This is a genomic window from Micromonospora thermarum, assembly GCF_012034245.1.
GTDB classification, from domain to species: domain Bacteria; phylum Actinomycetota; class Actinomycetes; order Mycobacteriales; family Micromonosporaceae; genus Micromonospora; species Micromonospora thermarum.
Genome location: NZ_JAATEO010000026.1, coordinates 13,007 through 35,185, shown reverse-complemented (window position 1 = coordinate 35,185; position 22,179 = coordinate 13,007). Strand labels below are relative to the sequence as shown.

Genomic DNA, 22,179 nt, shown 5'->3' with positions numbered 1-22,179 from the left:
CGTCATGACGCACCTCGACCCGCCGGGCGGCCGTGGCCGCCCGGCGGTTCCGTCCATCGCCACCGCCGCGCCGGGGCCTCGGCCGACGTCCCAGCCCGGCCGCGCCGGAACGTCGACCCAGGCCCTGGCCCGCTGCGTCTCGGTCGAGCCGGCGAAGTTCGCCGCCGCCCACTGGGGACGCACCCCGCTGCTGTCCCGCGCCGACGAACTGCCCAACCCGCACGGCTTCACCGACCTGCTCAGCCCCGCCGACGCCGACGAGCTGCTCAGCCGGCGCGGTCTGCGTACCCCCTTCCTGCGGGTCGCCAAGGACGGCGCGCTGGTGCCGGCGGCGCGCTACACCGGCGGCGGCGGCGCGGGCGCCGAGATCGGCGACCAGGTCCTCGACGAGAAGGTCCTCGACCTGTACGCCGGCGGCGCCACCCTGGTGCTCCAGGGCCTGCACCGCACCTGGCCCACCCTGATCGACTTCGCCCGCGACCTCGGCCTCGCCGTCGGGCAGCCGTTGCAGGTCAACGCCTACCTGACACCGGCCGGCAGTCAGGGCTTCGCCACCCACTACGACACCCACGACGTCTTCGTGCTCCAGGTCGACGGCCGCAAGCACTGGCGGATCCACCCGCCGGTGCTGCCCGACCCGCTGGAGAAGCAGCCGTGGGGCGGCCGGGCCGACGAGGTCTCCGCCACCGCGGACGGTGCTCCCGCGCTCGACGTGGTGCTCGCCCCCGGCGACGCCCTCTACCTGCCGCGCGGCTGGCTGCACAGCGCGCAGGCGCAGGAGTCCAGCTCGCTGCACCTGACCGTCGGCGTGCGCGCGCTGACCCGGTACGCGCTCGTCGAGGAGCTGCTCGCCCTCGCCGCGGAGGACCAGCGGCTGCGGGCCACCCTGCCGTTCGGGGTCGACGTGTCCGATCCGGACGCGATCGAGCCGGAGCTGACCGAGACCGTGGAGGCGCTGCGGGACTGGCTGCTGCGGGCCGACCCGGCGGCGGTGGCCGGCCGACTGCGGCAGCGGGCGTGGCCGGCCGCCCGGCCCGCCCCGATCCGCCCCCTCGCCCAGGCCGCCGCTCTCGACGCGCTGGGCCCGGACAGCCGCGTCGCCGCGCGTCCCGGCCTGCGCTGGCAGCTCAGCCCGGTGGGGGAGAAGGTGGCGCTGCGCGTCTTCGACCGCACGATCACCCTCCCCGGCACCTGCGAGCCGGCCGTTCGGGCGCTGCTCGCCGGCGACGTCACCCGCGTCGGCGACCTGCCCGGCCTCGACGACGACGCCGACCGCGTCACCCTCGTCCGCCGCCTGCTCCGCGAGGCGGTCGCCGTCCCCGTCTAGGGAGCCAGGGTCAGCAGCAGGACCGTCGCCACCAGGCCGGCGATCAGGACGATCGCGGCCGGGCGGGGGCCCAGCAGCGCGTGCCGGCGGTCGGCGAGCACCTTCGCCGGCACCAGCCCGGCCAGCGGTCCGAGCAGGGTCACCACCAGCGCCAGCACCGGCAGCCCGACCGCCAGGTCGCCGCCGTACCGGTCGCCCGCCGCCCGGGCCGCGGTGCCCAGGGCGTACGCCACCAGCGCGCCGGCCACCCCGCAGAGGGCGAGCAGCGGGTTCACCGAGCCCGGTAGCTCGCCGGGTTGCCCGGTGCGGGCCAGCAGGTCCCGGACCGCGGCCAGCAGCACCGACGGGTCACCGGCGGCGCCCGCGACCGGGCCCGGCGGTCCGCCCACCCGCCGCGTTCCCATCAGTCCGCGCAGCTCCTGCCACAGCACCGTGGCCTCGGCGTCGACCCGCTCCTGCAGCTCGCGGGCCGCCGCCAGGTCCCGCTCGGCCCGGTGTACCTGGTCCTCGGCGTCGGCCACCGCCCGCCGCGCGGCGGCACACTGCTGGTCGTACCAGGTGTGCGCCTCCGCGCGCTGCGCCGACACGCGCTCGGTCAGCTCGGCGAGCCGTCGTACCAGCGCCGCGTACGACTCGCTCGTCACCGGTTCGTTCACCGCTCCGGCCCGTACGGGATGATCGTCTGACCGGTACGGTGCACCGCCCGGTCGAAGAAGAGCCCCCGCCACGGGCGGGGATACCAGTCCGGGCCGCCGGTGCCCGGGTACAGCGACGAGCCCAGCTCGCCGCCGTGCGCGTCCAGCGCCACCCAGGCTCCGATCTGGTCGGTGCGCGCGGCCGGCCCACCGAGGTCGGCGCGCATCCGCGCCACGCCCCGCCACCAGGCCAGCACGTGGGTACGCCGTTCCGGCCCGTCGTGCAGGATGCGGCGCAGCTGCTCCAGCCCGGTCCGCCCACCGATCCGGGTGGCGAGGGCGCCGGCCGCGGCGTCGACCGCGTACAGCAGCAGGTAGTGCGGGGCCCCGGCGGCACCCGGGGAGCCCAGTCCGGCGGCGGTCTCGGCCATCAGTTCGGTCACGCTCTCCTCGTCGTACCAGGCGGCGTCGTCGGCCAGGTCCTCGTAGAGGGCCCGGGCGGCGGGGTCGGCGTCCGGGTCCAGGCAGGCGATGGAGAACCGCGCGGTCCCGGGGCGGTGCTGGCGGGCGAGGGACCGGGCGGCGGCGTCCAGCACCGCGCACGCCTCGTCGACCCGGGTGCCCAGCACGGCGAGGTTGCGGCCGGGCGCGCGGGGCAGCCGCAGCGCCGCGGAGCGGGCCTGTACGTCGATGATCTCGCCGAGCAGCGCCACCGGCGCCCGCAGCGTTCCGGTCTCCGGGGCGGACAGCGCCCGGAAGTCCGGCGCGTCGGCCAGCCGGGGGATCGCGTCGCCGTCGAACAGCCGCGCCGGCGCGGCGTCCGGCGGGCGCATCCGCCACAGCCGGTGCTGCAGCTCGCTCCACGTCTCCCAGTCGCTCGCCGACGGGATGCGGGCGATCTCGTTGCCCTCGACCAGGCCCGACTCGGCGTTGACGACGGCGTGGTGGCGGGGCAGCGACTGGGCCGCGTCGTTGCGCTCGGCGAGGATCCGCAGCGCCTTCGGCAGGGCGATGCGCAGGGTGAACTGGGCGACCAGGGCGGGCCGCCCCCACAGCGCCTCGATGCCGCGGACGTCCTGCGAGGCGAGCACCAGGTGGATGCCCTGGGAGCGACCCCGGCGGGCCAGGTCCTCCAGCAGGTCGGCGGCCTCGCGGGCGACCGCGTCCCGGCCGGCCAGCAGCATCTGGAACTCGTCGACCACCGCGACGATCCGCGGCCAGTGCCCGGTCGGGTCGACCGCGCGCAGCTCGGCGAGCTTGGTGACCTCGTGCTTCTTCGCCGCGTCGGCGCGTCGGCGCAGCTCCTCGGCGAGGAAGCGCAGCAGCGCGAGGCCGAACTCCCGGTCGGTGTTGACGTTGATGCCGACCAGCCGCATGTGCGGCAGCCAGCTCGGGTCGCGCCGGCCCTGCGCGAACCGGGCGAAGGACACGCCCTCCTTGAAGTCGAGGAGGTAGAACTCCAGCTCGGCGGGGGAGTAGCGGGCGGCGAGCGCGCCGATCCAGGCGAAGATCAGGTTGGTCTTGCCGGTGCCGGACGGGCCGCCGATCAGGGCGTGCGGCGGGTAGTCACCGAGGGAGAGCAGCACCGGCCGGCCGTGCGGGCCCTCGCCGATCGGCGCGGTCAGGCCGGTCGCCGAGTCCTCCCGCCACATCCGGTCCGGCGGCGGGAGCAGGTCGGTGAACGGTGTCGGCGCCGGACCGGCGTTGACCCGGGCGGCCACCTCGCGGCAGGTCTCGGTGACCAGGCTCGCCGGGGGCGGCGGGTCGAGGTCGACCGGCGGTGCGCCGGCCAGGCGGGCACGGCCCGGCTCCACGCGGATCCGGGTCACCGTGGGGTCGCCCGGCAGCCCCAGACCACGCACCACCAGGTGGACGCCGCACGCCGCGCCGGTGCGGACCACCCGGTCGAGCTGGCCACGCTCGTGCCGGGACGGCTCCTCCCCGCCGAGCAGCACCGCCACCCGCCACGGCTCCGGCCGGCGACCGGTGGCGGCGGCCAGCTCGCGCAGCGAGGCGTGCTCACCGGCGAGCACCGTGGAGTTGATCCGGCGGATGTGCTCCACCAGGTCGTCGAGCAGCCGGCCCAGCCCGCCCGGGCCGACGGACGTCAGCAGCCCCGCCGTGCCGAGCGGTGCGAAGCCGGCCAGGCCGCCGCCCAGGTGCTCCGGGTCGTACGCGGTCAGCCTCACCGCGCCCGGGTCGGCGCGGCCGACCGCGCGCAGCAGCAGCGCCGACACCACCGCCTCGCTCGCCGCCCGGTCGTCCCCGGTCAGCTCGACGTGACCCGCGTCGAGCAGTGGCACCAGCGCGGGCACGCTGTCCGCGCCGGGCACGGCGAGCGTCCCGACGCGCAGCGCCCCCGGCGGCTCCGCCCGGCCCGCGGGGGTGGGCCGCCACCGCGCCCACTCGGCGGACGCGGCACCGGGCGCCTCCCGCCGCGCCGCGTCGGCCGCCCGGCGGGTCAGCTCGGCGATCCGGGCGGCGTGCCGGCCGTCGACCTCGGCGAGGCGGCGGTCCCGCTCCGCGCCCACCCGCTCCGGCACGGCCGCCGCGGCCCGCCGGACCCGGGCCAGCCGGTCCCGCTCGGCGGCGAGCTCCGCCTGCGCCGCGGCGACCCGGGTCCGGGTGGCGCCGAGGGCCTCGCCGAGCGTCCGCCGGACCCGGGCGGCGAGCTGCGCCCGCCGGTCAGCCATCGACGTCCCGCCGGATCGGTGTCCGCCACGCGGGGGTGCCCGCCGGGCCGGGACGACCCGCCGTCGGCGGCGCGGTCCGCCGTACGTCGGCCGCCCGCTGCTGCGCGGCGGCGACCCGCGCCCGGGCGGCCGCCGCCTGCTCCCGGGCCGCCGCGGCGCGGCGCTCCCACTCGGCGTCCGCCGCCCGCGCGCGCTCACCGGCGGCCCGCCGCCGGTCGTCCGCCTCCGCCCCGTCGGCCCGCGCGTCCTCGGCCGGGCGCTCCCGCTCGTCGGCGGTCGGCAGCTCGCGGCCCAACCGGTCCAGCAGGACACCGGCGAGCACCCCGGCGGTGACCGCCGGGTCGGCCGCGTGCGGCTGCTCGCCGTCACCGCGACGCGGTGGGGGCATCCGGCAGATCCGGGTCAGCAGGGTGTCGAGCACCGGCGCCGGCAGCCCCGGCAGCAGGTCGCGGACCCGGCCGTCCAGCTCACGTCGCAGCCGGGGCAGGTCCTCGGCGCGCGGCGGGTGCCCGACCAGCTCGCCGGCCAGCTCCCGCAGCAGCGGGGGCGCGACCGCCGCCAGGCCCAGTCCCACGTCGGCATGCGCGCGGCCCAGCTCGGCCCGGAGCCGGTCCCGGTCGCCCGAGCGCACCTCGCGTACGACGCGACGCAGCAGCTCACCCGGGTCGGCGACGGTCCCGTCCGGACGGTCCGCCGGCGCGGTGCCACCGCCGGTCAGTTCCGCGACCCGCGCCGCCCACCAGCGCGGCGCGGGCGCGTCGGCCGGCGGTTCGGGGGTGACCGCCACCGGCGGCGCCGCGCCGGGCGCGTCGTGCCTCGGCCGCCGTTGCTCCGGGGCCGGCCGTGCGGCGGGCGCGCCGTCGGGGGCCAGCCCGATCGCCGCCAGGTACGCCGACAACTGCTCCTGGGCGACGCGCAGCGCGTACCCGGCGGTCTCGGCGTGTTCGATGGCGCTGGACAGCTCCGGGACACCCATCGGGTCGGCCGACTCCTGGCGTACCCAGCGCAGCCGCTCGGCGGCCAGCCCGAACCGTTCGAGGGCCTGGGCGAGCTGACCCAGCGGCAGGTCATCGACGGCGGCGCGCACCTGGGCGCCGAGATCCTCGACGATGGACACGGCGGCGCTCAGAGGGTCGCGACGTACAGCTGCGCCTGCTCGACCGCGACGAGCGTCGCGGCGAGGCACTCCTCCAACTCCTGGCCGGCCTGCGTCAGCGAGGCCTGCGCGGCCTCGACCGTCTCGTGCCCGCTGCCCTCCAGCGCGCCGGCCAGGGTCTGCTGCGCCTCGGCCAGCTTCTCACCGGCCGCCTGCACGGCACTCTGGCCGTCGCCGATCTGTTGGAGCGCGACATCGATGGCTGCCTTGAGCTCGGCGACGCTCGCCACGGCGGAACCTCCTGGGGGCGGGGGAGGTCTCCATTAGAGCCTATCGGCCCCGGGGAGAGAACATCCGCCCTGTCAGTGTTCCTTCCCTACTGACCGGTTGCCACCCGGACGCGCCGGGAGTCCGATTAATGGGACTCCCGAGGATGGGTGTCCCGGTCGGTCAACCACCGTGGGCCGTACACCTCAGCGCCCCGCTCCCGCACGCGTTCCCGCAGCTCACGGTCGGCGGTGACGACCACCCGGCGGCGCCGCGGGGCCGCCGCCACCAGGTCGACCACGGCGTCGTCGCCGGAGCGGTCGGCGGCCACCACCCGTACCCCCGGCACCGGCGTCACCTCCCGGGCGGCCCCCTCCACCACCAGCACCACCTCCACCGGCGGCGGCAGCTCCGGCGGGACACCGGAGGCGGCCAGCGCAACGAGGCTGTCCCGCAGCCGGGTGGTGGCCCCGGCCCGGTCCCGCCACCACCCGTTCGGCCGGGACCCGACCACGTTGGCGGCGTCCACGATCAGCAACGGTGTCGCGTCCATGCCGCCAGCCTGCCACCCGCGGCACCCGCGACCCGTGCACCCCCGGCGTGGCACCCGGCGGCGTTTGTCCGGGCGACCGCCGGGTAGCCCCTGGCGACCGTGCCGCGCCCGAGCAGCGGAGGACAGAGATGATGGGACCCGGCGACTTCGGCACCGATCCCTGGGACGAGTTCCTGGCCCGGTACTTCGGCCGGGGCGAGGGTGGGCGCCGACCCGCGCACCGGGTCGACATCACCCGTCTGATGACCGCCGACGCCCGGGAGATGCTCGCCGACGCCGCCCGGCGGGCCGCCCAGAAGCACAGCAACGACCTGGACACTGACCACCTGCTCTGGGCCGCCCTGCAACGCGAACCGCTGCGCGACCTGGTGCGGCGGGCCGGCGCCGACCCGGACACCCTGGTCAACGCCCTCGGCGGGCGCGGCGACGGCGCGCCCGGCGGCGAGGTCCCGCCGAACCTGTCGCTCACCCCCGCCGCCAAGCGGGCGCTGCTGGACGCCCACCAGCTCTCCCGGGCGATGGGCGCCAACTACATCGGCCCCGAGCACATCCTGATGGCGTTGCCGCTGAACCCGGAGTCGCCGGCCGGGCGGATGCTCGCCGCCGGCCGCATCCAGCCCGAGTCGCTGCAGGCTGCCAACGCCGAGCGTGGGCCGATGGCCGGCCCGCGGCCCGACCGGGGCACCCCGACCCTCGACCAGTACGGGCAGGACCTGACCGACCTCGCCCGCAACGACCAGATCGACCCGGTGATCGGGCGGGCCGACGAGATCGAGCAGGCGGTGGAGATCCTGTCCCGGCGGACCAAGAACAACCCGGTCCTGATCGGCGAGGCCGGCGTCGGCAAGACCGCGATCGTGGAGGGCCTCGCCGAGCGCATCTGCGACGGCGACGTGCCGCAGACCCTGCTCGGCAAGCGGGTGATCCAGCTCGACCTCGCCGGCCTGGTCGCCGGCACCCGGTACCGCGGCGACTTCGAGGAGCGGCTGAAGAAGGTCATCGACGAGATCCGGTCGCACAAGGAGGAACTGATCGTCTTCCTCGACGAGATCCACACCCTGGTCGGAGCGGGCGGCGCCGGCAGCGAGGGCGGCATGGACGCGTCCAACATGCTCAAGCCGGCGCTGGCGCGCGGTGAGCTGCGGGTGATCGGCGCGACCACGTTGGACGAGTTCCGCAAGAGCATCGAGAAGGACGCCGCGCTGGCCCGCCGCTTCCAGCCGGTCTTCGTACCCGAACCGACCGTCGAGGACACCGTGGCGATCCTGCGCGGCCTGCGCGACCGCTACGAGGCCCACCACCAGGTCCGGTTCACCGACGAGGCCCTGGTCGCCGCCGCCGAACTGTCCGACCGCTACATCACCGACCGCTACCTGCCCGACAAGGCCATCGACCTCATTGACCAGGCCGGCGCCCGGGTCCGCCTGCGCACCCGCACACCGGCCTCCGACGTGCGGGAGCTGGAGCAGCAGCTCGACGAGGTACGCCGGGACAAGGAGCAGGCCGTCGCCGACGAGCAGTACGAGAAGGCGTCCGCGCTGCGGGACCGCCTGGCCGAGCTGGAGGAGCAGATCCGCCGCGCCCGCGGCGACGAGGGGGCCGGCAACCAGGTGCCGGAGGTCGGCCCGAAGGAGATCGCCGAGGTGGTGTCCCGGGCCACCGGCATCCCGGTCAACCAGCTCACCGAGGAGGAACGGGACCGGCTGCTGCGGCTGGAGGGCTACCTGCACGAGAAGGTCGTCGGCCAGGACGACGCCGTCTCCGCCGTGGCCGAGGCGGTGCGCCGCTCGCGGACCGGCCTGGCCGACCCGAACCGGCCGATGGGCAGCTTCCTGTTCCTCGGCCCGACCGGCGTCGGCAAGACGGAGCTGGCGCGGGCGCTCGCCGAGGCGCTGTTCGGGGAGGCCGACCGGATGGTCCGGGTCGACATGAGCGAGTTCCAGGAGCGGCACACCGTCAGCCGGCTCGTCGGCGCGCCACCCGGCTACGTCGGGTACGAGGAGGCCGGCCAGCTGACCGAGGCGGTGCGCCGTCGACCGTACGCGGTGGTGCTGCTGGACGAGATCGAGAAGGCGCACCCGGACGTGTTCAACATCCTGCTCCAGGTGCTCGACGACGGACGGCTCACCGACAGCCAGGGCCGTACGGTGAACTTCAAGAACACCGTACTCATCATGACGAGCAACCTCGGCTCGGAGCTGATCACCGGCACCCAGCGGGCGGTCGGCTTCGGCGCCGGCGCGGAGGGCGGCGGGGAGAGCGACGAGCTGCGGGAGCGGCTCATGCGCCGGCTCCAGGAGAACTTCCGGCCGGAGTTCCTCAACCGCATCGACGAGGTCATCATCTTCCGCCGCCTCGAAGCCGAGCAGCTGCGCCAGATCACCGAGCTGCTGCTGGAGGACACCCGCCGGCGGCTGCACGCGCAGGACATCCAGGTGGACTTCACCACCGCCGGCATCGACTGGCTGGCCGAGCACGGCTACCAGCCGGAGTTCGGCGCCCGGCCGCTGCGCCGGGTTATCCAGCGGGAGGTGGACAACCGGCTCTCCCGGATGCTGCTCGAGTCGGCGGTCTCGCCCGGCCAGAAGGTCATCGTGGACGCCCGTGACGGGCAGCTCACCATCGACGTCCGCGAGGGCGAGCGCGGCTACACCGCCGCCACGACCTCGCACCCTCGATGAGCCGGAGGCGGGCGATGACCGAACCGGAGGAGAGCCGGGAAGACACCGAACCGACCGAACCGATCGTGGCGCCACCCACGGCGAACCCCGCCCGGGTGCAGGTGCCGCCGGAGGGCCTGGGCCAGCAGGCCGACGAGCCGGACCCGGCGGCGGCCGACCGCCGCTGGCGAGAGGAGGGCTGATGGTACGCGACCAGCGGGTCGAACCCGAGGTGGAGGAACTCTGGGAGGCCTTCCACGAGCAGGTGAACATGCCGTCCGAGAAGCTGCGGCAGTGGCTGCTCACCCGGGGCTCCGGCGAGGAGGCGTTCGGTCCGGACCCCGATCTCGACCTGCCCGAGCCCGGTCGGCACATCCTGCGCATCCTGGGCAAGCGCAAGACGGACCTCACCCCGGACGACATCCAGACGATGCGCGACACGCTCGACCTGATCCAGGACCTGATGGACGCCAAACCAGCCCGGGGCAACGCCGACGACGAGTGGCGGCACTCCCTCCTGGACCTGGGTCACGACGTCCTCGTGGAACGCTGAGCGGACCGCGGAACCCGTCATGAAGTTGTCGTCACGCGTGTCGTGACGACAACTTCATGATCGCGTGCCCCGGGTCAGCGACCCTGGTCGGACTCCAGGCTGGCGATCGTCAGGCCCACCGCGTCGGCGGCGGCCTCCCGGTCGGCCCGGGTGCGCTCCTCCCGGGTGAGCAGATTGGCGTACTCGGTGACGGCGGCCGGGTCGGGCACCTCGGGCAGGCGCCGCAGGAAGGCCTCCACGTCCTGGGCAGCGGCGGTGTGCGCGGCGGCCGCCTGGCGCAGGATCTCGCGGTCGTCGGCGGCGGTGTACAGATCGGTCATGCCCGCCTGATACCCGGCGTCACGCCGTTCGCACCCCGGCGACCGGTCCGGCGGCCGCCGGACCCCGGGCCCCGAACCCGGGGTTGCGCAGCAGCCAGGCCAGGTAGGCCGGGTGCGCCGCCAGCGAGTCGGTGTACGCGGCCAGCGCCGTCTCCAGCACCAGGTCGGCGACGCGGGCGGCCGGGGCGTCCGGGTGCCAGCCGAGCATCAGCCGCCACCGCAGCGGGATCCCCGCCAGCCGCCGGGTCACCAGGCCGGCGACCGGACGGAAGGTGGCCTGGCACAGGGCGATCGCCTCGCCCGCGTCCACCAGGTCCAGGCAGCCGCGCACGTCCGCCTCGTACACCTTCCGGGGGGTGAACCCGGCGCGGGCGCAGGCGGCGGCGAAACAGTCCCCGAAGCAGCCGTCGCCCGGCGCGGCCACCCACTGCTCGTGGCGCAGGTCCTCCAGGCGGATCTCGTCCCGGTCGGCCAGGGGATGGGTCTCCGGCAGCAGCACGTGCACCGGGTCGATCGACACCTCCCGCCAGCACAGCCCGAACTCGCCCGACGGGGAGGAGTCCCCGCAGACCCCGGTGAGCGCGAAGTCCAGCCGCCCGCCGGCGACGAGCTGGGCCAGCTCGTCCACCGACCACGAGGCGTACGTGGTGATCTGCGCGTGCGGCTGCTCGGCGGCGAGCCGGTGCACCAGCCGGCCGAGGATGGGGCTGTTGACCCCGCCGAACCGGTACCGGCGCGGCGCGTCCCCGGCGCCGGCCAGCCGGGCCGCCTCGTCCTGCAGGCCCTTCATCGCCGGCAGCAGCACCCGGGCCCGGGCGAGCACCAGCTCGCCCAGCGCGGTGGGGCGGGCGCCGCGCCGGTCGCGCTCGAACAGCGGCCCACCCAGGGTGCGCTCGATGCGCTGGAGCTGGGCGGTGAGCGCCGGCTGTGCCAGGCCGAGCGTCGAGGCCGCCTTGGTCACGCTGCCCGTCTCGGCGATCGCGCAGACCACCCGGAGGTGGCGGAGCTCCAGGTTCATAGACAGACGGTAGGGCGGCGTGGCGGCCGGGGGAAGGGTTCGGAGGGATCAACGATTTGCGATGTGTGCAGGACCACTCACTCGTGCGTCGGCTCCGCCAGATCACCCAGGTACGTGGGCCGCCCGGTCACCGCGTCGCGCAGCTTGTCCACGACGCCGACGGCCGGCTCGACGATCCGGTTCCACGGCGGCGTGGCCGGGGTGCCCGGATGGGGCCGGGTCGGCGCCGCCTCCTCGGCGATCTCCAGGCGGTTGCCCAGCCGGATCAGCTCCTCGGTGGTGGCCACCTCCCGCAGGCCCCGCACCAGCGCGCCCACCTCCTCGACGTGCCGGCGTACCCGCTCGGCGACGTCGGCGAGCCCGCCGGCCGTCAGCCCCTTGAGCGCGGCGAGCAGCACGCCGTCCGCCTCGATCACCCGGTCGACCCGCTCGCTGTCCGCCGGGCGGGCGGCCCGGACGGCCGGCAGCAGGTACTGCTCCTCGGCGGACAGGTGCCGCGACAGCGCCGCGGTGAGCACGTCCAGACCCCCCTCGGGGGCCGGCTCCGGATCGGGGTCGGTCAGCCGCCGCACCAGCTCCCACAACTGCCGGTGCTCGCCGTCGACGATATCGGCGACGCTGCGCCCGCCCGGCCGGTAGCGCTCGTCCTCGCCGGTGGGCGGCAGCGGGGGCAGGGGAACGGTCATGGTGCCCTCCCTCAGGCGGCGGAGCACGGGGATGCGGTCGCCGACCGCCGGTACCCCATCGCCCGTCTCACGAAACCGCCCGCGGGTGGGCGCCCACTCCGGCGGCCGACCCGGGCCGACCGGACCGGGCCGCGCGGCTGGTATGAAGAGGCAATGACGACCGACGCCGCCTCCGCCCACCCCTCGCCCACCGACGAGGTCGTCGACCTCTGCCGGGACCTGCTGCGCATCGACACCACCAACACCGGCGACAACGACACCAGCGCCGGCGAGCGCCGCGCGGCCGAGTACGTGGCGGAGAAGCTCGCCGAGGTCGGCGTGGAGTCGGTCCTCCACGAATCGGTTCCGGGCCGGGCGAACGTGGTCGCCCGCATCCCCGGCGCCGACCCGGCCCGCCCCGCCCTGCTCGTGCACGGCCACCTGGACGTGGTGCCCGCCGACGCCGACGAGTGGTCGGTGCACCCGTTCTCCGGTGAGCTGCGCGACGGCTACCTGTGGGGCCGGGGCGCCATCGACATGAAGGACTTCGACGCGATGGTGCTCGCGGTCGTCCGGCACTGGCAGCGCACCGGCGTCCGCCCGCCCCGCGACATCGTGCTCGCGTACACCGCCGACGAGGAGGCCGGCAGCGACTACGGCGCGCACTTCCTGGTGGAGCGGCACCCGGACCTCTTCGACGGCTGCACCGAGGCGATCGGCGAGGTCGGCGGCTTCTCGTACTCGGTCGACGAGAACCGGCGGCTCTACCTGATCGAGACCGCCCAGAAGGGCATCGACTGGCTGCGCCTGCACGCGAAGGGCCGCCCCGGCCACGGCTCGATGATGCACGACGACAACGCCGTCACGGCCCTCGCCGAGGCCGTCGCCCGCGTCGGCCGGCACCGCTTCCCGATCGTCGTCACCGACACGGTGCGGGCGTTCCTGGAGCAGGTGTCGGAGGTGCTCGGCATCGAGCTCGACCCGGACGACCCGGAGACGGCCATCGCCAAGCTCGGCCCGATCGCCAACATCGTCGGCGCCACCATCCGCAACACCGCCAACCCCACCCGCCTCGCCGCCGGGTACAAGGACAACGTGATCCCGGGGCGGGCCACCGCCACCATCGACTGCCGCAGCCTCCCGGGCCAGTCCGAGCTGCTGGAGCGGCAGCTGCGCGAGCTGGTCGGCCCGGACATCGCCATCGAGTACGTCCAGCGCCAGCCGGCACTGGAGACCACCTTCGACGGCGACCTGGTGGAGGCGATGTGCGCCGCGCTGCGCGCCGAGGACCCCGGAGCCCGGCCGGTGCCCTACATGCTCTCCGGCGGCACCGACGCGAAGGCGTTCTCCCAGCTCGGGATCCGCTGCTTCGGTTTCGCGCCGCTGCGGCTGCCGGCCGACCTGAACTTCTCGGCGCTGTTCCACGGCATCGACGAGCGGGTTCCGGTGGACGGACTACAGTTCGGCGTGCGGGTTCTCGACCGGTTCCTCCGCACCTGCTGACCCGCGTCCGGTTCCCGGCGCGGTACCTCCCCGAACATCGAAGGGAATTCCACACATGACCGACCAGCACGGTGAGCTGGATGCCGCCCTCGAACGCGTCATCGAAGCGGCCCGCCACCACCTGGCCGCCGTACGCGCCGCGCAGGGCCGCATCGACGACGACGACGTCTGGCAGGCGTACGTGGCGTTGAACAACGCGTCGTACGCCTACGACGAGCAACTGATGGACGCCTTCGGCGAGGTCACCCCCTGGGACGTGGAGTCGATCGACCCGGACGAGGCCGACCAGCGGTTCGCCGGCCTCGAAGGGGTCGAGGCGACCGACCCGCACCCGCACGTCATCTCGGTGCGCCAGCGGCGCGACTACCGGGTGCCGAGCGTCTCGTCGCTCATCCGCGCCGCCGAGGCGGCCCGCCGCGCGGGCACCCCCGCCGACGACGAGCCCGCTCCCGTCGAGGGCGTCGGCGAGGCGGTGCTGGAGCTGCTCCAGAGCGGGGACGGTTCGCTCGCCGCGCTGGACGTCCCGGAGCTGGAGCCGCTCGACGGCGTCGTGATGGTCAGCGAGGTCAGCGCCCCGGTCGACCTGGAGTCGTTCGACGACGACGACGCGGTCGGCCCCTTCCAGCCGGCCCCCGACGACCGCCTCGTCGGCCGGCTCGACGAGCACCCGTTCCTGGAGCTCGAGGACGAGGAGCACGACCACGCCCACTGAACACGCCCCGCCGGACCGGCGTGCAAACCGGTCAGGCGGCGACGCCCGGGGGACCGGCCGGACGGCCCGGACCCCGGGCGCGGTGGGGGCCACCGGCGTACGGCGGCCGGGTTCGGCCCCGTCAGTACGACAGGCCCGGCTGCGGCTGGTTGATCCGCCGACGGCGCAGCATGACCTGCCGCGTCCCGTCCCGGAACAGCCGCACCCGGGCCAACTCCCAGCCGGAGAACTCCGCCTGGATCGCCAGCTGCGCCGCGGCGGTCAACCGGTCGACATTCGGCGGCAACCGCAGCGGCGCGTATTCGTAGTCCATGGGAACTATGCTGCCCAGCCCGGCGGCCCGGCGCCACCCCCCGGCGGGTGACCCGCGCCGCCGTGCCCGGCGGACCGCCGCACCCGCGCCCGCCCGAGCGGGCTCACGCGGTGGGGACGTTCGCCGCCAGCAGCGCGGCCAGCGCCGGCGCGGCCAGCGTGACGGCGGCCGGGCTGCCGGCGTCCACCGCCAGCCCCCACCGCCCGTCCGGCCAGTCCGCGAACAGCTCGGCGCAGGGTACGGCCACGAACGGCACCCCCGGCCCGGCGAACGCGGTCAGCGCCTCCGGCGAGGTGAACACCGGCAGCAGCGGCGCCCCGTCGGGGTCGGTGACGACCGCCCAGGGGAAGCCCCGCTCCGGGGACGGTTCCGCGGTCAGCGGCACGCACACCACCGCCCCGGCGAGCACCGCCAGGTAGCCGGCCAGGTCCCGGCGCCCGGCGGCCGCCACCAGGCGCTCCCGGACCGCCCCGTCCGCCGCCGGCCACCCGGGCCGCTCGCCACCACCGCCGGCCGGCTTCCCGGCCACCGGCCCGGCGATGTCGGGGCTCCCGTCGTCCCGGCCCGCAGCGGTCGGCTCCGCGCCGTCACGCGCCGGCTCGGCGCCGTCACGCGCCGGCTCCGGACCCTGCGGGGGAACGGCCGGTGGTGCCACCCGGCAGGAGAGCGCGTCCGGGTCGTCGGTCAGCACCGCCGCCGCGGTCCGCACCGCGAAGTCGCTCCACCAGCGCAGCGCGGGCGGGGTACGCGGTGTCTCGAACCACCAGCCGCCGCGGGCGCCGGGCGGCTGCCAGCCGAGACCGGCCAGCCGTCCCGCGTCGTACCCCGGGCACACCCCGCGGACGGTGTCCCGCCGCACCATCAGGCGCAGCCGACGGTCCCCGGCGGCGAGGTCCAGGTCGGTGTCCCGGCCGCACCGGCCCAGCGTGTCGTGCAGGCGGGCGACCAGGTCGGGCCAGCCCGACGTCATGCCGGCGGCCCCGGCAGCCGCCCGTCCAGGCGGCCGAGCCGTTCGATGGCCTCCTCCAGCCGGCGGCCCTCCGCGGAGAAGTCGCCGGGCGCGCCGAACAGGCCGCCGAGACCCGCGCCGAGCGTCGCCTCCAGTCCCTCGGTCCGGTCGGTGAGCTGCTCCGCCGCCGCCGAGCGGGCCTGCCGGTACGCGGCCAGCACCATCGCCGCGAGCTCCTCCGTGCCGGCACGGAGCGCGGCGGGCGCGAAGGTCACGCCCGTCAGCTCCCCGGCGGCGTCCACAGTGGCCGTGACCAGCCCGGAGTCGTCGGTGGCGGTGCCACTGAGCTCGGCCAGATCCTCCTGGAGCCCGGCGAAACGGCGTTGGATGTCGGCGATCCGTCCGGCGAGCGCGTCGAACGCGGACAGCGGGTCACTCATGCGAAACCTTCCCCCTGCGCGGCACCGACCGGGGTGGCGGTCGGCGGCCGCGTGATCGTATCGTCGGGGCGCCGCGACGGTGGGGGAGGACGGCTTGGCGGACATCGACGTCGACGTGCAGGCGGTACGACGGTTGGAGGCGGCGGCGAAACGGGTCGCCGCGTCGCTCGGCGCGCTGGAGAGCCGGGTCGTGTCCGCGGGCGACCTGCCCGACGACGCGTTCGGCCACCTGCCGTTCGCCAGCGACATCCTCCGCGCCACGTACGCGGAACAGGTCAGCGGCGGGATGGAGCTGTTCCGTTCCGGCCGCGACGCGTTCGAGCGGGTCGGCACCGCGCTGGGCGCGACGGCGGAGACGTACGAGCGCAACGAGCAGGACATCGACGCGGGCTTCCGCGCGATCGGCAGCGGGATGGCCCGGTGAGCGGGCCCGCCGGCACCGCCGTCGAGCTGTGGAACGGGCTCGACAACGCTCTGTCCGGAGTGGACCGCGCGGTGGACAGTGTCTGCCGCACCCTGGCCTGGCCGCTGATCCAGCTCGTCGACCTCGTCGACGGCGAGCCGGCCGCGCTGCGCGCCAAGGCCTCCGAGTGGGACGCGCTCGCCGCCGAGGTGCGCGAGCTGGCCATGGGCCACCGCGGTGTCCGCGAGGCCGAGCAGGCCGGCTGGCGCTCGCCCGCCGGCGAGGCGTACGGCACGCGCCTGGCCGAGGTGGAGCAGCAGCTGCTGGACGTGGCCGAGCAGTTCGCCGCCACGGCCGAGTACCTGCGCGGCACGGCCGACGCCCTGCAGACCGTCCACGACGTGCTGGTCGACATCTGCGTCGAGTTCGTCAACTTCCTGCTTGTCACGCTGGTGACCGCGCTGCTGATGGCGCCGTTCACCGCCGGCGCGTCCTGGGCGGCGGGGCTGGCCCTCGGGGTCACCCGGGGCATGATCGCCCTCGCCCGGATGCTCAAGGTGATCCGGCCCCTCGCCGCCCACCTGCAGAAGGTCATCAAGCTGCTGCAACGGGTCCTGTACTACCTGCGCAGGCTGCGCAACCACCTGGACAAGCTGGTCGACAAGCAGAAGGCCCTGCGCACCGGCATGAAGTACGCCGACAAGCGGCGCGCCGCCGGCGAGGCCGACAAGTGGTTCCACAAGTTCCTCGACCCGACGAAGGGCACTTGGAAGCTCGGCAAGTCCGGGTCGCCGTTCGACATGAGCACCGTCGAGCGCCTCGGCGCGCTGCGGGCGCACGGCCTCGGCGACGGGGCGCGGATGATCGGCCGGGACTGGGCCACCAACCTGCCGTGGAACGTCCCCAACTCGGTGGTGCACGGTGTCACCTGGGGCAGCGTGGCCGTGGTCAGCGGCCTCTCCGTGCCGGGGATGGACCAGGTTGGCGACCGGGTCGACGAGGCGGTGCGGGACGGCGCGGACTGGATCGACCAGAATGTCTTCGGGCAGCCGCCCGCGACGCAACCGGCCGGCCGGTGAGGGCCGATCGAGGAGGTACGGCGTGACCGCAGCACGAGGTCGACTCGGCCGCCTGACCGACGCGGTGCTCGGCGGCGCCCGGGCCGCCCGGGACAAGGCCCGCGAGCTGCGCGACGAGTTCCGCACCAGCGACGAACCAGAGCGCGCCCTGGTCGCTCCGCTTGTGCCCGACCAGGAGCTCCGTTACGTCGGCCTGGCGCCGGTCCGCACGCCGGAGACGCACCGGGCGGGCAGCCAGTTCGCCGACCGCGTCGGCACCGAGGTCGCCGAGGCCCTCGACCCCCGTGCCCTGTTCGGGCTGCTCAATATCGCCAACCCGGTGGCCTGGGTGGAGGCGGTCCTCACCCCGGTCCGGATCGCCGCCGGCGTCCTGCTGCTGCCGGGCAAGGCCGCCGCCGTCGCCGCCGGGCTGCCCGAGACCGCCGGTGACCAGCCGGAGCGTCCCGCCCCGCCGCAGCCCGCCGAGCCGCGCGAGCCCCTGCCGCTGACCCCCGAGCAGGAGGCCTTCCGCACCCTGTTCCGGCTCAGCCGGTACCGCCCGCTGGCCGACCAACTCGCCGAGATCGCCTACCGGCGGCGGTACGTCTTCAGCGGCGACCTCGCCACCCTCGCCGGCAGCCTGCTGCTGTTCCTGGAGCGCTACACCGGCACCCCGCTCGCGGTGACCGACACCCACCTGCTCCTGCTGCGGATGGGCCGCCGGCCCGACGAGGGCCGGCCGGACCGCCGCCGGCCGCAGGTGCTGTGGAGCGTCGAGCGGCGGCGGATCGCCCGCATCGACTCCGAGGGCGGGTCCCGGCTCATGCAGTTCCCGTCGACCGTCGTCTTCGACGACGGGTCGTGGATCCGCATCGTCAACCCGGCGACCCGCGACGACCAGTCGCGTTTCCTCGCGGCCGTCCGCGACGTCCCCGGCGACCGTCCGACGCCCTGACCCCCGCCCGGACGGCCCACCCCGCCCCGGAGTCGGCTCCCGGCCGTGCGTCAGCTGTCGCGTTCCGGGTAGCCGACCTCCACCGCCGAGACGTCGTCGAGCGCCGTCACGATCTCGTCCGGCAGGGTCATCCGCTCGACCTGGAGCGCGCCGAGCAACTGCCCGACGGTGCGGGCGCCCAGGATCGGCGCGACCACGCCCGGCCGGTCACGGACCCAGGCCAGCGCGACCTCCATCGGGGACACCCCGAGGCCGCCCGCGGCGGTGGCGACCGCCTCCACGATGCTGGAGCACCGCGGCTCCAGGTAGGTGGCGACGAACCGTTCGAAGTGCGGCGACGCGGCCCGGGAGTCGGCGGGGCGGCCGTGCCGGTACTTGCCCGTGAGCACCCCCCGACCGAGCGGCGACCAGGGCAGGACGCCCAGGCCGAGCGCCTCGCAGGCCGGCAGGACCTCCCGCTCGATGCCGCGTTCCAGCAGCGAGTACTCCACCTGCGCGGCGACGACCGGGGCGCGGCCGGGCCAGGCGGCCTGCCACGCGGCGGCCCGCGCGGTCTGCCAGCCGGAGAAGTTCGACACGCCCACGTAGCGGACCCGCCCGCTGGCCACCGCGTGGTCCAGCGCGGCGAGGGTCTCCTCGAGCGGCGTGTCGGGGTCGTACCCGTGCACCTGGAACAGGTCGACGTGGTCGGTGCCGAGCCGGCGCAGCGAGGCGTCCAGCGTCCGCAGCAGGTGCCCGCGGGAGCCGTCGCGGCGGCGGCCGCTGCCCGGCCGCAGCCCCGCCTTGGTGGCGATCAGCAGCTCCTCACGGGGGACCAGGGTGCCCAGCAGGGAGCCGATCACCGACTCGGCGTCGCCGTCGCCGTAGACGTCGGCGGTGTCGATCAGGTTGCCGCCCGCGTCGAGGTAGCTCTTCAGCTGGGCGGCCGCATCGTCGGCGTCGGTGTCCCGGCCCCAGGTCATGGTGCCGAGCGCGAGCCGCGAAACCGCTAGCCCGCTTCGGCCGAGCGGTCGCTGTTGCATGCGTGAACCTTATTTCCAACGGGGGCCGCACCGATATCCTCGCTCCCGTCAAGTCTGCCGGCACGTCCGTGGATCCGCTCGTCCGGGTCGCCGTACCGCCGCTCGGGCCGGTTTTCCGTGAGCCGGTGATCGGGTGCGGCGAGGGCATTGCGTAACCTGGTGCGACCTGTGGTGCGGATGGGGGAGGACTAGTGCGACTCGGGCTCAGCCTCGGTTACCAGACGGCGTGGAGCACACCGGCCGACCACCTGGCCCTGGCCCAGGAGGCGGACCGGCTCGGCTACTCGGTGGTGTGGGCGGCGGAGGCCTACGGCTCCGACTCGCCGAGCATGCTCGCCTGGATGGCCGGCCAGACCCAGCGGATCGATCTCGGCAGCGCCGTGATGCAGATCCCCGGCCGGACGCCGGCGATGACCGCGATGACCGCGGCGACCATCGACGCCCTGTCCGGCGGCCGGTTCCGGCTGGGCCTGGGCGTGTCCGGGCCGCAGGTCTCGGAGGGTTGGCACGGCGTACGGTTCGGCAAGCCCCTCGCCCGGACCCGCGAGTTCGTCGACATCGTGAAGCTGGCGGTGGCCCGCAAGGAGGTCGCCTACGACGGCGAGTTCTACACGCTGCCGCTGCCCGACGGGCCGGGCAAGGCGCTGCGCCTGGGCTTCCACCCGCCGCGCGAGCACATCCCGATCTACCTGGCCGCCGTCGGCCCGAAGAACCTGGAGCTCGCCGGGGAGATCGCCGACGGCTGGCTGGCCGTCTTCTACGCGCCCGAGTTCGCCGACGAGCAGCTCGCCAGCGTCCGGGCCGGCCGGGCGAAGGTCGGCAAGGACCTGGCCGGGTTCGACGTCGTGCCGTCGGTGCCGGTCGTGGTCGGCGACGACATCGCCTCCTGCGCCGAGCTGGTCCGCTGGTACGCGGCCCTCTACGTCGGCGGCATGGGCAGCCGGCAGCAGAACTTCTACAACCAGCTCGCCACCCGGATGGGGTACGGCGACGCCGCCCGCGAGGTGCAGGACCTGTACCTGGCCAAGCGGCAGCGCGACGCCGCCGCGGCGGTGCCGATGGAGTTCATCGACCGCACCTCGCTGCTCGGCCCGAAGGAGCGCATCGCCGACCGGATGCGGGAGTACGCGGCCGCCGGTGTCACCACCCTGTCGGTGACGCTGTTCGCCGCCGACCAGGAGAGCGGCGTGCAGACGTTGCGTACCGTCGCCGAGGCGCTGGACCTCTCGGGAGTCGGGGAGTGACCTGGGTCGAAGCCATCGTCCTGGGCATCGTTCAGGGGCTCACCGAGTTCCTGCCGGTCAGCTCCTCCGGGCACCTGCGGATCACGTCGGCGATCTTCTTCGAGCGGGACGCCGGGGCGTCGTTCACCGCGGTGACGCAACTCGGCACCGAGGCGGCGGTGCTGATCTACTTCGCCAAGGACATCTGGCGGATCACCCGGACGTGGGTGGTCGGCCTGTGGGACAAGTCCGTGCGCTCCAGCCTCGACTACCGCATGGCCTGGTACGTGATCGTCGGCTCGATCCCGATCGGGTTGTTCGGGTTCCTGTTCAAGGACCAGATCCGTACCGCCGGCCGGAACCTGTGGCTGGTCGCCACGACCCTGATCGTGTTCGCGTTCGTGCTCGCGTTCGCCGAGTACTGGGGCCGGCAGACGCGCACCCTGGAGAACTTCCGGATGCGCGACGGCGTGGTGATGGGTTTCGCGCAGGCGATGGCCCTGATCCCGGGGGTGTCGCGCTCCGGCGGCACGCTCACCGCCGGCCTGCTGCTCAACCTGACCCGGGAGGCGGCGGCCCGCTACTCGTTCCTGCTGGCCATCCCCGCCGTGGTCATGTCGGGCATCTTCAGCCTCGGGGACGTCTTCGAACCGTCGGCGCCGGGCACCTCGGTGCCGAGCGGCGCGCAGATGGTCGTGGCGACGATCATCGCGTTCGCCGTCGGGTACGCGGCCATCGCGTGGCTGCTGCGCTACGTCGCGCACCACACCCTGTACGTCTTCGTGCTGTACCGGGTGGCGGTGGGCACCCTGGTCCTCGCCCTGCTGTTGACCGGCACGATCAGCGCCACCTGAGCCGCCCACGCAGAACGCCGCTGGCCGGCACCCGTGTTCGGGTGCCGGCCAGCGGCGTGTTTCCCCTGTGCGGAAAGCCTGTGTTCGGTTGTCAGTTGTTCCAGTGCTTGGCGACGAGGTCGGCGGCCTGGGTTTCCCACTGGGCGTAGTGGAAGGGGTAGGCCGAGATCTGCACGGTCTGGGCGGCCTTGGTCAGGGGCATGTCCTGCCAGCCGTCGACCTGCTTGAGACCCTTCAGGAACGCCATCGTGCTGTATTCGGGGTCGGTGATCTGCTCCACCGTGCCCCACCCGCTGGAGGGACGCTGCTGGAACAGGCCCTGCGAGTCGTGGTCGTTGCGCTCACCCAGATGACCCAGGTTCACCAGCTTCGACTCCTGCAACGCGGTCGCGATGGCCACCACGGCGGCCCGCTCGTCCATGTCGGCCTTCTTCGTCGCCGCGATGATCGCCTTCACATTCGCGACCTGCTCGTCGTCCAGATCGATCCGCGACTGCTCGCCCTGAGTCCCGTGCGGGATCAGCGTGCCCTTGTCCACCTTGTCAGCCTGCACGCTCACCGCGACCGGCTTCGACTCGACCGACGGGGCGGCCGTGGCAGGACCGGCGACCACACCGGAGGCGAAGGCCAGACCAGCGATACCGAGAACACCCTTACGCAGCAGCTTCGAGTTCATCACCAAGCTCCATTCGGGGGATCGACACCCACACCGAAGGGGGATTCGGGTGGGAGCGAGCACCGTCCGGCGCTCAAAAGACAGTTGGGGGATGATCACCAGGCCCAGGGGGGTGGGGTGGTGATCGGATCGGCGACCCGGGCCCGGGGGGCCCTCGTGGTGCCGGGTCCAGATGTAACGACCGGCCGGCCGCCATCATTCCGGGGCCGCCCCGCTGGGCGGGGCCTCTTGCTCGATCGTCCAGGTGATGTAACGACCCCGCCCCCGCCACGATTCCACCCCCG

General features: G+C 74.9%; 24 protein-coding genes. 11 read left to right on the top strand and 13 right to left on the bottom strand.

Annotated elements, in window-relative coordinates; all coding sequences use genetic code 11:
- Positions 1-4 precede the first annotated feature (4 nt).
- A complete protein-coding gene (locus HCJ94_RS21985) occupies positions 5-1,327 on the top strand; it encodes a cupin domain-containing protein (protein WP_168002930.1) in 1,323 nt (440 codons plus the stop codon).
- On the opposite strand, the gene HCJ94_RS21980 is transcribed toward HCJ94_RS21985, so the two are convergent.
- The 5 genes from HCJ94_RS21980 to HCJ94_RS21960 form a co-directional block, all read right to left on the bottom strand.
- Positions 1,324-1,983 carry a hypothetical protein gene (locus HCJ94_RS21980; protein ID WP_168002929.1) on the bottom strand — a complete coding sequence of 220 codons (660 nt, stop codon included), beginning with the start codon at positions 1,981-1,983 and terminating at the stop codon, positions 1,324-1,326. The genes HCJ94_RS21985 and HCJ94_RS21980 overlap by 4 nt on opposite strands.
- Positions 1,980-4,655, bottom strand: coding sequence for an FtsK/SpoIIIE domain-containing protein (locus HCJ94_RS21975; protein WP_168002928.1), 2,676 nt, complete (start codon positions 4,653-4,655; stop codon positions 1,980-1,982). Before HCJ94_RS21975 ends, HCJ94_RS21980 begins: the two co-directional genes overlap by 4 nt.
- Positions 4,648-5,772, bottom strand: coding sequence for a hypothetical protein (locus HCJ94_RS21970; RefSeq protein ID WP_168002927.1), 1,125 nt, complete (start codon positions 5,770-5,772; stop codon positions 4,648-4,650). Before HCJ94_RS21970 ends, HCJ94_RS21975 begins: the two co-directional genes overlap by 8 nt.
- 8 nt (positions 5,773-5,780) lie before the next feature.
- The gene (locus HCJ94_RS21965; RefSeq protein WP_168002926.1) at positions 5,781-6,041 is read right to left on the bottom strand and encodes a hypothetical protein; all 261 of its coding nucleotides are present in this window, start codon (positions 6,039-6,041) and stop codon (positions 5,781-5,783) included.
- Between the two features lie 125 nt (positions 6,042-6,166).
- The gene (locus HCJ94_RS21960) at positions 6,167-6,571 is read right to left on the bottom strand and encodes a hypothetical protein (protein ID WP_168002925.1); all 405 of its coding nucleotides are present in this window, start codon (positions 6,569-6,571) and stop codon (positions 6,167-6,169) included.
- A gap of 128 nt (positions 6,572-6,699) precedes the next feature.
- Here HCJ94_RS21960 and HCJ94_RS21955 point away from each other — a divergent pair, with 128 nt between their 5' ends.
- Genes HCJ94_RS21955 through HCJ94_RS21945 form a run of 3 tightly spaced genes read left to right on the top strand, consistent with a single transcriptional unit; the run spans position 6,700 to position 9,784 of the window.
- The gene (locus tag HCJ94_RS21955) at positions 6,700-9,252 is read left to right on the top strand and encodes an ATP-dependent Clp protease ATP-binding subunit (protein WP_168002924.1); all 2,553 of its coding nucleotides are present in this window, start codon (positions 6,700-6,702) and stop codon (positions 9,250-9,252) included.
- Positions 9,253-9,266: 14 nt separating this feature from the next.
- On the top strand, positions 9,267-9,434 hold the full coding sequence (locus HCJ94_RS21950; RefSeq protein WP_168002923.1) for a hypothetical protein: 168 nt from the start codon (positions 9,267-9,269) through the stop codon (positions 9,432-9,434).
- Positions 9,434-9,784 carry a DUF3140 domain-containing protein gene (locus tag HCJ94_RS21945; protein WP_168002922.1) on the top strand — a complete coding sequence of 117 codons (351 nt, stop codon included), beginning with the start codon at positions 9,434-9,436 and terminating at the stop codon, positions 9,782-9,784. The genes HCJ94_RS21950 and HCJ94_RS21945 overlap by 1 nt, the downstream gene beginning before the upstream one ends.
- 74 nt (positions 9,785-9,858) lie before the next feature.
- On the opposite strand, the gene HCJ94_RS21940 is transcribed toward HCJ94_RS21945, so the two are convergent.
- The 3 genes from HCJ94_RS21940 to HCJ94_RS21930 all read right to left on the bottom strand — a co-directional run bounded on the left by HCJ94_RS21940 (position 9,859) and on the right by HCJ94_RS21930 (position 11,808).
- The gene (locus HCJ94_RS21940; RefSeq protein WP_168002921.1) at positions 9,859-10,104 is read right to left on the bottom strand and encodes a hypothetical protein; all 246 of its coding nucleotides are present in this window, start codon (positions 10,102-10,104) and stop codon (positions 9,859-9,861) included.
- Between the two features lie 19 nt (positions 10,105-10,123).
- Positions 10,124-11,122: a LysR family transcriptional regulator gene (locus HCJ94_RS21935; protein WP_168002920.1), complete on the bottom strand. Its 999-nt coding sequence runs from the start codon at positions 11,120-11,122 to the stop codon at positions 10,124-10,126.
- Between the two features lie 77 nt (positions 11,123-11,199).
- Positions 11,200-11,808: a hemerythrin domain-containing protein gene (locus HCJ94_RS21930; RefSeq protein WP_168002919.1), complete on the bottom strand. Its 609-nt coding sequence runs from the start codon at positions 11,806-11,808 to the stop codon at positions 11,200-11,202.
- Between the two features lie 153 nt (positions 11,809-11,961).
- Here HCJ94_RS21930 and HCJ94_RS21925 point away from each other — a divergent pair, with 153 nt between their 5' ends.
- Entirely contained in the window at positions 11,962-13,290 is a 1,329-nt protein-coding gene (locus HCJ94_RS21925) for a M20/M25/M40 family metallo-hydrolase (RefSeq protein ID WP_168002918.1), read from the top strand.
- A 55-nt stretch (positions 13,291-13,345) separates the two neighbouring features.
- Complete coding sequence (locus tag HCJ94_RS21920) at positions 13,346-14,002, top strand: hypothetical protein (protein ID WP_168002917.1); 657 nt, start codon at positions 13,346-13,348, stop codon at positions 14,000-14,002.
- A 121-nt stretch (positions 14,003-14,123) separates the two neighbouring features.
- Here the strand turns inward: HCJ94_RS21920 and HCJ94_RS21915 are convergent, their stop codons facing one another.
- The 3 genes from HCJ94_RS21915 to HCJ94_RS21905 all read right to left on the bottom strand — a co-directional run bounded on the left by HCJ94_RS21915 (position 14,124) and on the right by HCJ94_RS21905 (position 15,704).
- On the bottom strand, positions 14,124-14,315 hold the full coding sequence (locus HCJ94_RS21915) for a DUF5703 family protein (protein WP_088993715.1): 192 nt from the start codon (positions 14,313-14,315) through the stop codon (positions 14,124-14,126).
- A gap of 103 nt (positions 14,316-14,418) precedes the next feature.
- On the bottom strand, positions 14,419-15,285 hold the full coding sequence (locus HCJ94_RS21910) for an SseB family protein (protein ID WP_168002916.1): 867 nt from the start codon (positions 15,283-15,285) through the stop codon (positions 14,419-14,421).
- Entirely contained in the window at positions 15,282-15,704 is a 423-nt protein-coding gene (locus HCJ94_RS21905; RefSeq protein ID WP_168002915.1) for a YbaB/EbfC family nucleoid-associated protein, read from the bottom strand. The genes HCJ94_RS21910 and HCJ94_RS21905 overlap by 4 nt, the downstream gene beginning before the upstream one ends.
- A gap of 94 nt (positions 15,705-15,798) precedes the next feature.
- Between HCJ94_RS21905 and HCJ94_RS21900 the strand changes: the two genes are divergently transcribed.
- Genes HCJ94_RS21900 through HCJ94_RS21890 form a run of 3 tightly spaced genes read left to right on the top strand, consistent with a single transcriptional unit; the run spans position 15,799 to position 18,120 of the window.
- Positions 15,799-16,128 carry a hypothetical protein gene (locus HCJ94_RS21900; RefSeq protein WP_168002914.1) on the top strand — a complete coding sequence of 110 codons (330 nt, stop codon included), beginning with the start codon at positions 15,799-15,801 and terminating at the stop codon, positions 16,126-16,128.
- Entirely contained in the window at positions 16,125-17,186 is a 1,062-nt protein-coding gene (locus tag HCJ94_RS21895) for a WXG100 family type VII secretion target (protein WP_168002913.1), read from the top strand. The genes HCJ94_RS21900 and HCJ94_RS21895 overlap by 4 nt, the downstream gene beginning before the upstream one ends.
- Before the next feature lie 22 nt (positions 17,187-17,208).
- Entirely contained in the window at positions 17,209-18,120 is a 912-nt protein-coding gene (locus HCJ94_RS21890; protein ID WP_168002912.1) for a hypothetical protein, read from the top strand.
- 50 nt (positions 18,121-18,170) lie between these two features.
- Here the strand turns inward: HCJ94_RS21890 and HCJ94_RS21885 are convergent, their stop codons facing one another.
- Positions 18,171-19,142, bottom strand: coding sequence for an aldo/keto reductase (locus HCJ94_RS21885; RefSeq protein WP_168002911.1), 972 nt, complete (start codon positions 19,140-19,142; stop codon positions 18,171-18,173).
- Positions 19,143-19,333: 191 nt separating this feature from the next.
- Between HCJ94_RS21885 and HCJ94_RS21880 the strand changes: the two genes are divergently transcribed.
- Together HCJ94_RS21880 and HCJ94_RS21875 are read left to right on the top strand one after the other, a co-directional pair.
- Positions 19,334-20,386: an LLM class F420-dependent oxidoreductase gene (locus tag HCJ94_RS21880; protein ID WP_168002910.1), complete on the top strand. Its 1,053-nt coding sequence runs from the start codon at positions 19,334-19,336 to the stop codon at positions 20,384-20,386.
- Entirely contained in the window at positions 20,383-21,219 is an 837-nt protein-coding gene (locus HCJ94_RS21875; RefSeq protein WP_168002909.1) for an undecaprenyl-diphosphate phosphatase, read from the top strand. Before HCJ94_RS21880 ends, HCJ94_RS21875 begins: the two co-directional genes overlap by 4 nt.
- A gap of 91 nt (positions 21,220-21,310) precedes the next feature.
- Here HCJ94_RS21875 and HCJ94_RS21870 read toward each other — a convergent pair whose 3' ends face one another.
- Complete coding sequence (locus HCJ94_RS21870; RefSeq protein ID WP_168002908.1) at positions 21,311-21,895, bottom strand: hypothetical protein; 585 nt, start codon at positions 21,893-21,895, stop codon at positions 21,311-21,313.
- Positions 21,896-22,179: the final 284 nt, after the last annotated feature.